General features: G+C 35.2%; 3 protein-coding genes. 2 read left to right on the forward strand and 1 reads right to left on the reverse strand.

The annotated features are described in order from the left end of the window. The first annotated feature begins 130 nt into the window (after positions 1-130). Together VB691_RS24235 and VB691_RS24240 are read left to right on the forward strand one after the other, a co-directional pair. The gene (locus VB691_RS24235) at positions 131-472 is read left to right on the forward strand and encodes a hypothetical protein (protein ID WP_323294093.1); all 342 of its coding nucleotides are present in this window, start codon (positions 131-133) and stop codon (positions 470-472) included. After that, positions 465-2,540 carry a GUN4 domain-containing protein gene (locus tag VB691_RS24240; protein WP_323294094.1) on the forward strand — a complete coding sequence of 692 codons (2,076 nt, stop codon included), beginning with the start codon at positions 465-467 and terminating at the stop codon, positions 2,538-2,540. Before VB691_RS24235 ends, VB691_RS24240 begins: the two co-directional genes overlap by 8 nt. Before the next feature lie 178 nt (positions 2,541-2,718). Here the strand turns inward: VB691_RS24240 and VB691_RS24245 are convergent. Continuing rightward, the coding region (locus VB691_RS24245) for a hypothetical protein (protein ID WP_323294095.1) at positions 2,719-3,486 on the reverse strand (768 nt) is incomplete at its 5' end.

Here is a 3,486-nt window from a genome sequence, read left to right on the forward strand (position 1 = left end):
GTAGTGCCATAGCTGAGTATTTGGGGTGTGCTGATAGTGTACCGTTAAGTCAGAGGATGGCTGAGTTAGAGAGAAAATTTACCGAACTAGAAAATAGTCTCAAAAGTTCACAAATAATTAAGTAAAGGCAATGTCAGAAAGAGGAATTTGGATTATTACAGATGAAACGGCTGATTCTGATGGAGGAAAAAGTAGCATCGATACTGGTTTTAATTATGGCTCAGAACCAGAAAAGCCGAAAGGGAGATCTCGTCTTTCTGCTGATGAATTAAAGCAGAATATGGGAGAGTTTCTTGATGTGGTAGAAGATGCTTTTGAGAACGCACAACAGCGCAAGTCAGGGATGGTACTTGACGAGATAGAACTATCAATTGAAGTTAACGGCAAAGGACAAGTCAGTTTATTTGGAACTGGTGGGGAAGCTGGAGGCAAAGGGGCAATTAAACTTAAGTTTAAACGGAAAGATGGCTAAAAATTGGGCGGTTTGTATCGGTATCAATAATTACGTTAATATGCCAGACCTTAAATGTGCAAATAATGATGCACAAAAAATGAAAGATTGGTTTCTTGATAAAAAAAAGGGTGGCTTTGAGAAAGTTTATTTATTTACTGACGATTCTCCCCCCATTAATGATACAAACCAGCCTTATAATTCTCAACCAAATGGCAACACTTTAAAGCGGTTTTTTCGTGTCCGTTTTAAGCCTAATATATTGAGTGTTGAAGATAATTTATGGTTTTTTTTCAGTGGTCATGGATTACTGCATAATGGGAAAGATTACCTAATGCCATCAGATGGTGACCCAGATCCAAAAGGGGTTGAGGACACAGCGATTTCCCTAAGTTATATTACCTCTCATCTCCGACAAACTGGGGCAGGGAATGTGATCATTATCTATGATGCTTGTCGAAACGAAGTAGGAGTTAAGGGAATAGGGATGACAATGGAAAAACAAAAAGGTGTCATTACTTTGGCTTCTTGTTCTCCTACACAAAAATCTTATGAAATTGATGAAATTCTACAAGGTTCATTTACTTATGCTTTGCTAGAAGCTTTGGAAAATACCCTATTAAACCAAGGTAATTATGCTACATTTGATCGACTGTATCAACGATTAAAGTATCGGGTTCCTGAGATTAATCGGCAGTATGGCAAGCCAGAAAAGCAGCAGCCTTATGGATATGCTGAACCAGATGAAAAAAGATACTGTATTTTGCTACCTAAACAGGCAACAATTCAGGATCTTAACATCTATTATAGTCAAGCATTAAAGGCAAAAGCAAATGACAATATTGGTGAAGCAAAAATAATTTTAAGTAAACTTTTAGCTATTCTTCCTAATTATAACGAAATCAAAGAACAGTATGAGCTAATAATTCCAGATCCTAAATCGGATACGGATAAAAACGGCATCACCCCACCACAGGCTGATAATTCTCCACCCACAGAAAATAACGATTTTAGAACTGACTCTATATCAAATATTTGTTCTTATCTTGAGGAAGTTGGCTTAAAAATAGAAAAAGAAAAATATCAAGATTTTAGCGCAAAGGGAGAAGAATATCGGGGGAATAGTGATCCCAAACAACTAGAACAAAAAGAATCTGAAATCAAAAATAGTATTACTTATTATATTACTGGAACACAAAACAAAATTAATCAACTAAAAATAATTTTTAGTCTAAACAAAAAAATCAATAAAGGAAAAGTAATAACATATGGTTATCAACTTAGTGACCAGACTAAAATACTAATTAATAAAGGGCTTCCATCAAATTTTTTAAACAGCAAAATTTTTGAAAAGATTGAAAATAATATTGTCAATCTGTTCACAGAAGAAAATGCAGAAAATATTAAAAAGATTAAATTAGGTAATTTTGTTATCAAAATTGTTCGAGAAGATTGGCCTTCAAATGAAGGATATGACATTAAACTAATAATAGAGGCTGATTACAGCAAACTTGAAGACCTCCTAGCAGCTAAAAAGTGGAGAGAAGCTGACGAAGAAACAGTAATAGTCATGCTTCAGGCTGCTAACAAAGTTGAACAAGTATGGTTAGACTATGAAGATATCGAGAACATTCCTTGTGAAGACTTACAGGCTATTGATCAACTTTGGGTTAAATATAGCAACGGTAAATTTGGCTTTTCTGTACAAAAGAAAATCTACATCGATGACCTTGGTGGAACAAACAATTATGATCCTATAATTTTGAAGAGATTTTGTTACTGCGTTGGTTGGATGACAAGTGACAAAAGAGCTATACCTTATGAGAATTTGAGCTTTGATTTGCTCAATACCATACCAAATGGTCATCTGCCCAATGCTTGGATAAGTGATTTTCCGCGTCTATATAAATTAGTTAAAGAGACAGAAAATGAAAATAATACAAAAAATCTTTTTGACAGAATGGGAAAGACAATTAAAGAAAACCTTAGGGATTTAGTTGGACAAGCTGAAGACCCTTCTATTTTGTCCAATGTTCTTTGTTGTCTAGCATTCAAACGTTTATGTCGTGCAATAAGTTGTCAGCTATAGGATTAAAATTCGGCATTAACTTTTACTTTGAACCTCTGTTAACTATGAATCCTTTTTCTGATGGTTTGCAATCCTTGTTTCGTAGCCTTCTTCCAACCCAACAGCGAATTCACCAACTTCAGGAAATAGCGAGACGGATGGAGAATTACACGATGTAACTGAACTTATTCTTTGACAATTACAACCCCACTAAAACCTCAAGTTTCCTAACTGATTCCTGTTGATTAATCCCTGATTGAGCTAACATTGATTGTAACTTTTCTTGTTTCTCAATACTAGCTAAATAAGACTCTGTAGAACTGCCTCCATACCGATAATCAATCTCAACCACATTACTCAATATATTCTGATTCTCTACTTGACTTAATAGTAAACTTTGTTGTCTTGTTTCCCGTTCATAACTCAACACTAAAGTTAAGATTTCCTGTTTTAAAGTTCCTTCAACTTCTGCCTTCCTTCTAGTTAAATCTGCCCCATAAGCTTCTAATTGTGACTTCTTAATCTCCAAGTCAGTAATGGCTATTTCTGACCTTTGATAATTACCACCACCAAAGATGTTTTGTATGAAACCAACGGGGTTAGTCATGGGATTTTCTAACAAGTTTACCCATTGATTTGAACGAGTATAATCAATGCGATCGCTTAACAATTGATCTCTATCTCCTAGCATTCCAATCTGTCCGTTAAGTGCCTCTATTTCTAAAGACTTTTTGACGGCTAATTGAGTCAATTTATCAACACATTCGGGGGTGCTGTTTAAGCATGGTAACTCTGAATTTAATTGGTTACTGTTGACTGTTAACTGTTGACTCTTGACTAACTGAGGGTTCATCAACATCGAGAGTAACGGTAACATTAAGAGTGTGGTCAGTTTGCCCATCCCATTTAACCTTTCTAACGGTTCCATTGTAAGGAATTTTAACGGTTGAGAGTTGATTAATAGCAT

This window comes from Crocosphaera sp. XPORK-15E, assembly GCF_034931425.1.
Lineage (GTDB): Bacteria > Cyanobacteriota > Cyanobacteriia > Cyanobacteriales > Microcystaceae > UHCC-0190.